Below are 7307 nucleotides of genomic sequence, written 5' to 3' on the forward strand. Positions count from 1 at the left end.
AGTCTAAAAACCATTAAAAACAGCAATCTTGATTGAAAACTGTGCAAACAGATAGAATCCTCAAAAAATAGTTGACTTGAGAAGGCAAAACCCGTTTAATACGCCGCACGCCCAGATAGCTCAGTCGGTAGAGCACTGTGGAAGTTGTATTGAAAATCCGTTGAGGTTTTCCTGTTAAAACCGAAGTTTGCCCAGATAGCTCAGTCGGTAGAGCAGAGGATTGAAAATCCTCGTGTCGGTGGTTCGATTCCGCCTCTGGGCACCATTATTTATATATTGGTGCTTAAGACTAAGCATCAGTATTGTGCATAGCACACAGATTTAGTGTGCCGACTTAGCTCAGTTGGTAGAGCAACTGACTTGTAATCAGTAGGTCATCCGTTCAACTCGGATAGTCGGCACCATTTATTTAAACATCAAGCTTATAGCTTTTTGTTATGCCCAGATAGCTCAGTCGGTAGAGCAGAGGATTGAAAATCCTCGTGTCGGTGGTTCGATTCCGCCTCTGGGCACCATTATTTGATAATCTCTTTTAAAGTGATTATAGTGCACACCGCACACGATTTTAGTGTGCCGACTTAGCTCAGTTGGTAGAGCAACTGACTTGTAATCAGTAGGTCATCCGTTCAACTCGGATAGTCGGCACCATTTATTTTTAAACGAAAGTTTAAAATGCCCAGATAGCTCAGTCGGTAGAGCAGAGGATTGAAAATCCTCGTGTCGGTGGTTCGATTCCGCCTCTGGGCACCATTATTTATAATCACAATGTGATTAAGTGCTAAACGCACACAGGTTTAGTGTGCCGACTTAGCTCAGTTGGTAGAGCAACTGACTTGTAATCAGTAGGTCATCCGTTCAACTCGGATAGTCGGCACCATTTATTTTTAAACGAAAGTTTAAAATGCCCAGATAGCTCAGTCGGTAGAGCAGAGGATTGAAAATCCTCGTGTCGGTGGTTCGATTCCGCCTCTGGGCACCATTGATTCAAAGCCTCGCAATCGCGAGGCTTTTTTGTTTCTGTTTCCTTGTAGGTTGGGTAGAACGGAGTGAAACCCAACGAACTCAGAGTTATCAGCCATTAGATTTAAAATATACGAGTTAGCAAGGAGAAAGAGTAAAGTTAGCAAGTTACAAGGAACTAGACTCGAGAAGTTGGAGGCGTTTCAACGCCGAACTCGTAGCAGCGGGTTTACCCCGTGTTATCAAATTAAATTCTTCACCATTTAAACCATTTCTATGCGGTATAAAATCGCTACAATTTTGTAAACTCGCAGCTTATCCCTATTTTTCTACAGTTCATCCTTACCAAATACCAGACTGTGTAATGTTATGTAAAGTCAGTTGAGCAAAACTTAAGGTAGTGCTTGAATTACAATCATAAATAGATGTTTTTCAGGTTTTTAGAATGAATTGGCAATATAAGCCGAGTTTATTGGCTTTAAGTGTAATTTTGCTAAGTGCATGTGCAAGCCAGACGACTCATAATGAACGAGTCGCTGAGCTTGAGGCCTTACCAAGTACATGGCAGCAATTACCTACGGACAACAAAATTCTTGCTGTTGAAGATAATTGGTTGCAGCAGTTACAGGACCCTCAAGTTTTTAATTTAGTGGAGCAAGCATTAGCCCATAACCAAGCAATTTTACAAGCAGGTTATGATGTGGCGATTAAAGAGCAACAGCTTATTGCTGCTGGGGCCGATTTATGGCCAAGCCTTGATTTATCAACACGAGCGAGCCGTAGTAAAGATAATCGCCCTGTTAGTTATAACAACGCTAGTTCTGCATCATTAGAATTAAGCTACGAAGTTGATTTATGGGGTAAATTATCGGCCTCTGAACGGCAAGCAAACCTTGAATATTTAGCTGAAAAAGCCACATTTTCGCAAAGCAAACAACAATTAGTAGCTGATGTGGTTTCGGGTTGGTTTGATGTAATTACTAACCACAAATTACTTGAACTATATAAGCAGCGCGAACAAAACGCCGAGAAAAACTTAGATATTATTGAGTCGGGTTATCGTCAAGGTTTAAATGAAGCGCTTGACGTTTACCTTGCCCGTAATGAGCTAAATACTGAGCGCTCGAATATTGCTGCACAGCAAGCTACCTTAACTAAATCAATTCGTGATTTAGAGCGTTTAACAGGCCAATATCCTGCTGGGGCATTATCGGTTAGTGCCGATTTGCCACTACTTGAGAACACAATTCCTTTGGGTTTACCTTCAGAGCTTATCACCCGCAAACCAGCGTTAATGGCGAGCTGGTATCAGTTGTTAAGTACTGATGCAGGACTTGCTTACGCGCACAAACAACGTTTTCCGAGCTTAAATCTTTCAGCATCTATCAGTGATAGCACAGATAGAGTGAGTGATTTATTTTCGCCTTCAAGCTTAGCTTGGTCACTGATAGGTAGTATTTCAATGCCGCTTTTTGAAGGTGGTCGCTTAAAAGCCAATGAAGAGCAGGCAAGGCTTAGCGTTAAACGTCAGGAGCAAGCTTACCTTGCCACACTCTATGATGCATTTAATGAAGTTGAAACTGCAATCAGTCAAGAGCAAGCCTTGAAAGTGCGTTATGAAAAAACCTTAGAAGCACAAGAAAATGCGATTGCCGCAGAGCGTTTGTCTTTTGAGCAATATCAAAGTGGTTTAGTAACATACACGACAGTGCTTGATGCGCAAGATCGCTCTTTTAACGCGCAAAGCTCTGTTATCGAACTCAAAAACCAACTTATTAAAAATAGAATCAACTTACACATTGCCCTTGGCGGTGACTTTAGTGAAGCAAATAGCGAAGTAGCAGAGCAATAATCATGAATACTAAGACACGTAAAATATTAATTCCAGTTATTGTCATTGTCGTGACGGTATTACTCGTCATGTTTATTAAAGGTAACCCGCCGCAAGCAAATCGTTTTTCTTCACCACCGAAAGCGAAAGTAAATGTGGCTGTTAAAACCTTAACGCCAGAAACTTATCAAGTAATGATTGATAGTTTTGGTACCGTAAAACCGCGAACGCAAAGTATGTTAGTCGCGCAAGCATCAGGGCAAATTATTGAAATAAGTGAGCAATTTCGCGAAGGTGGCTTTTTTGAAAAAGGCGATGTGTTGTTGCGATTAGATGATAGAGATCACCGTGCCGAAGTAAAATCAGCGCAAGCGGCCTTATTAACAGCCGAGCAGGGTTTACTTGAAGAACAGGCTCGTGGTCGGCAGGCCGAAACTGACTGGAAGCGCTTAGGTAAAGGCGAGCAAGCAAGTAGCTTGGTACTTCGTAAACCACAATTAGCAGCAGCCGAAGCCAGTGTGTTGTCTGCGCAAGCGACACTTGAAAAAGCGAAACTTGATTTAGAGCGTACAAAGATCACAGCACCATATGCGGGTCGTGTTTTAAGTCGTAGCGTTGATTTAGGCCAAGTGGTGAGTAATAACATGGAGCTTGCCAGTATTTATGCCATCGATAGAGTTGAGATCCGTTTACCAATCAAAAATAAAGACTTACCGTTTATTAATTTGCCAGAGCAATTTCGTGATGGGGCTAAAAATAGCGCGGGTTCATTAGTTGAATTCAGCTCAGACCTTGTTGGTAAACAGCATTGGCAAGGTCAAGTTATTCGTACTGAAGGTGCTATAGATGAAAATGCGCAGCAGCTTTATGTGGTTGCGCAAATTAACGACCCTTATAAAGCCACGACTGTGAATCAGTATCCAATTAAAATTGGTCAGTACATCAAAGCACAAATTACTGGTAAAGCCATTGAAAATGCCATTGTGATCCCAAATAGCGCAATTTACCAAGGCACCTATGTTTACGTAGAAGAGCAGGGTGTCCTGCGTCGTAAAAATATTGCACTTGCTTGGCAAAACGCTAACCAAGCTGTTGTCGCTGATGGTTTGTCTGCAGGCGATAACTTGGTGATTACACCGCTTGGTCAAGTGAGTTCTGGTACGCAAGTTACCGTTATGGGTAGCGAAGAGTATCAGGCAACCAGAGGAAAAGCTAAGCGTTCAAGCAATCAACAGCCGCCTAAAGAGCAAGGAGCGCAATAATGATTGCTTGGTTTACAAAGAATCATGTTGCAGCAAACTTATTGCTGATCAGCATTTTATTAGCGGGTTTATTTAGCGTTTCGACGCAAATACCACTTGAAGTGTTTCCATCGTTTGAGTCTGACCGAATTAGTGTCAGTGTATCACTTCGAGGATCAACTCCTGAAGATGTAGAAAAAGGGGTATCAATTCGCATAGAAGAAGCGGTGCAAGATCTTGAGGGAGTTAAGCGTATCACTAGCCGCTCTTCTGAAGGTTCTTCTTCGGTAAGTATTGAAGTTGAGACTGGGTATGATCCTAGGGAGCTTTTGGCTGACATTAAAAGCCGAGTAGATGCAATTAACACCTTTCCCGTCGATGCTGAAAAACCAATAGTATCGCTTGCTGAATGGAAGCGAGAAGTAATAGCCGTTTCTGTTTCAAGTATTTATGGCGAAAAAGAAACCCTTGAATACGCAGAAACCGTGCGTGATGAACTACTGCGTTTACCAAGTGTAACTCAAGTTGAGCTAAGTGGGGTTCGTGATTACGAAATAGCAATAGAGGTGAGCCAAGATACCTTACGCCAGTATGATTTAAGCTTAGCTGACATATCATCAGCAATTCGCAATTCTAGTACTGATGTTTCTGCCGGTAACTTAAAAACAGAAGGGGGTGATGTACTCATCCGCTCGAAAGGCCAAGCTTATCGCAAAGATGAATTTGCTAATATAGTGGTAAAAAACCAAGCTGATGGCACAATTATTCGTTTAGGTGATATAGCCCGTATTAGTGATGATTTTGAAGAAACCCCAGTTCGCACTCGCTTTAATGGTAAGCAAGCTGCATTTATTGATGTGTATCGTATTGGTCCGCAAAGTGCGATTGAAGTTGCTGATGCGGTAAAAAATTACATAACTGAGCATCAAAGCCAGCTTCCAGAAGGGTTTGAGTTAAGTTATTGGGATGATGACTCAGAAGTTGTAAAAAGCCGAATAGCAACGCTTACCAGTAACGCTATTCAGGGCGGAATTTTAGTCCTAGCACTACTCACCTTATTCTTGCGTCCAGCCATTGCATTTTGGGTATTTATTGGTATCCCAGTGTCGTTCATGGGCGCGTTTTTAATGATGCCGATATTTGGTATCACACTTAACGTTATCAGTTTATTTGGTTTTATTTTGGTACTCGGTATTGTTGTTGACGATGCCATTGTGACCGGTGAAAACGTCTATACCCACCTAAAAACTGCAGAAAGTGGTGAGCAAGCCGCTATTCGTGGAACGCAAGAGGTGGCAACTCCAGTCACCTTTGGTGTACTTACAACCGTTGCGGCATTTTTACCTCTCGCTTTTATTGAAGGTGCTCGAGGCGCCATTTTTGCACAAATTCCTGTCGTGGTTATTCCGGTTTTACTGTTCTCTTTGATTGAGTCTAAGTTTGTATTACCTGCACACTTAAAATACTTAAAGCTACGTCATGAAAAGGGCGAGCCATCGAGACTAGAGCGCCTTCAACAGCGTTTTGCTGATGGTTTTGAACACGCAATAATGAAGTATTACCAACCATTATTGAATCTAGCTTTAAAGAATAAAATGGCTACGGTTAGCTTATTTGTGGGGATTTTTGTAATTATTGTTACCTTGATCACAAGTGGTTGGACTAAATTTACCTTTTTCCCGCGTATTCCAAGTGAAACTGTACGTGCATCTGTAACTTTCCCTGCCGGAACACCGTTTGAAGTGACTAATAAATACGTCATTAAAATGTCAGACAAGGCAAAAGAATTACAAGATAAATACCGCGATGAAGACGGCCAAAGTGTAATTCTAAATATTTTGGCAACCACAGGTGGCCGTGGTGGTTCGTCAAATACCGGTAGTGTTAGATTTGAGATCATGCCAGCAGAAAAGCGTGAATCAGATATAGGCTCACGAGAACTTGCCAGCGAATGGCGTGATCTTATCGGTATTATACCGGGAGCAGAGAGTGTCACTTTCCGTGCTGAGTTTGGCCGAACATCTAGCCCGATTGATGTACAGCTAAGCGGTAGCTCAATCGACACCCTCGAAGCAGTTGCTGAAAAAGTTAAAGTGCGTTTATCGACGTATCCAACTGTGTACGAAATAGCCGATAGCATGTCAGATGGTAAAGAAGAGTTGCAAATTGAGCTTACAGAGCAAGGTTTAGCGCTTGGATTAAACCGTGTTGATGTATCGCAGCAAGTGCGTAACTCGTTTTTTGGTGCTCAGGTACAGCGCATTCAACGTGGGCGCGACGATGTGCGGGTAATGGTGCGCTTACCGATTGAAGAGCGCCGCTCGGTTGCAGACTTAAAAGACATACTTATTAAAACACCTGCTGGTGGGACTGTGCCGCTTTCGCATGTGGCTACTTTAGTGCCGGGGCAAAGCCCATCGTCTATTTACCGTATTGACCGCTATCGAACATTGAATGTCACAGCTGATGTTGAAAAATCAAATACCAATATGACGGTACTGCAAGCAGACCTAAAAACTTACTTAGATGAGCTAATGGTGCAATACCCAGGTGTTGATTACACACTCGAAGGCGAAGCCAAAGAGCAGCGAGAGTCATTTGGTTCATTGGCTTGGGGCCTCGTGTTTGTATTCTTTATTATTTATGCGTTATTAGCGATACCGTTTAAGTCGTATACCCAGCCATTGATCGTGATGAGTGTTATTCCGTTTGGCATGATAGGTGCGGTAATGGGCCACTGGGTAATGGGTATGGAGTTAACCATTATGAGCTTACTTGGCATGTTAGCCTTGATAGGCGTGGTAGTGAATGACTCACTGGTACTAGTTGATTTTATCAATAAGAAGCGTGAAGAAGGCGGTGACTTACTTGAAACCGTTAAGATTGCAGGGGCGGCACGTTTCCGTCCTGTTATGTTAACCAGTTTAACCACCTTTATTGGTTTAATGCCATTGCTATTTGAAAAAGCAACGCAAGCACAATTCCTTATTCCTATGGCGGTAAGCCTTGGCTTTGGGATTATCTTCGCAACGCTTATCACCTTGCTATTAGTGCCAGTTAATTACCTATTAATGGAGCGCTTTCAGGGATGGTTTAAGTAGAGCTCGAAGTTAAAAATTAGCGCTTGGTTGGGACTAGGCGCTAGAAGCTAGTACTTCATCACACAAGTTCTGACTAGTTGAGGGCACCATAAGCCCTCTCAAGTTTTTCACGAGCTGATTCAACATTAAATAGCCAGTTTATACTTGTTCTTTCTTTATTCCTGCTCCATTCCC

Annotated in this window: 3 protein-coding genes and 7 tRNA genes; all 10 read left to right on the plus strand. The window is 42.4% G+C overall.

The window, feature by feature from the left end:
• The first annotated feature begins 189 nt into the window (after positions 1–189).
• Positions 190–265: transfer RNA gene (locus L1264_RS02150), tRNA-Phe, on the plus strand.
• A gap of 63 nt (positions 266–328) precedes the next feature.
• Positions 329–404: transfer RNA gene (locus L1264_RS02155), tRNA-Thr, on the plus strand.
• 35 nt (positions 405–439) lie between these two features.
• Positions 440–515: transfer RNA gene (locus tag L1264_RS02160), tRNA-Phe, on the plus strand.
• 57 nt (positions 516–572) lie between these two features.
• Positions 573–648: transfer RNA gene (locus L1264_RS02165), tRNA-Thr, on the plus strand.
• Positions 649–674: 26 nt separating this feature from the next.
• A tRNA-Phe gene (locus tag L1264_RS02170) sits at positions 675–750 on the plus strand.
• Positions 751–801: 51 nt separating this feature from the next.
• A tRNA-Thr gene (locus L1264_RS02175) sits at positions 802–877 on the plus strand.
• A gap of 26 nt (positions 878–903) precedes the next feature.
• Positions 904–979 (plus strand) — tRNA-Phe (locus L1264_RS02180).
• Between the two features lie 426 nt (positions 980–1405).
• Positions 1406–2812 (plus strand): efflux transporter outer membrane subunit, encoded by a 1407-nt coding sequence (locus L1264_RS02185; protein WP_199526742.1) that lies wholly within the window; start codon positions 1406–1408, stop codon positions 2810–2812.
• A 2-nt stretch (positions 2813–2814) separates the two neighbouring features.
• On the plus strand, positions 2815–4053 hold the full coding sequence (locus tag L1264_RS02190; protein ID WP_135925812.1) for an efflux RND transporter periplasmic adaptor subunit: 1239 nt from the start codon (positions 2815–2817) through the stop codon (positions 4051–4053).
• Positions 4053–7133, plus strand: a complete 3081-nt coding sequence (locus L1264_RS02195; protein WP_135925811.1) for an efflux RND transporter permease subunit — start codon at positions 4053–4055, stop codon at positions 7131–7133. The genes L1264_RS02190 and L1264_RS02195 overlap by 1 nt, the downstream gene beginning before the upstream one ends.
• Positions 7134–7307 lie beyond the last annotated feature (174 nt).

This window comes from Pseudoalteromonas sp. APAL1, assembly GCF_021532475.1.
Classification (GTDB): Bacteria; Pseudomonadota; Gammaproteobacteria; order Enterobacterales; family Alteromonadaceae; genus Pseudoalteromonas; species Pseudoalteromonas lipolytica_C.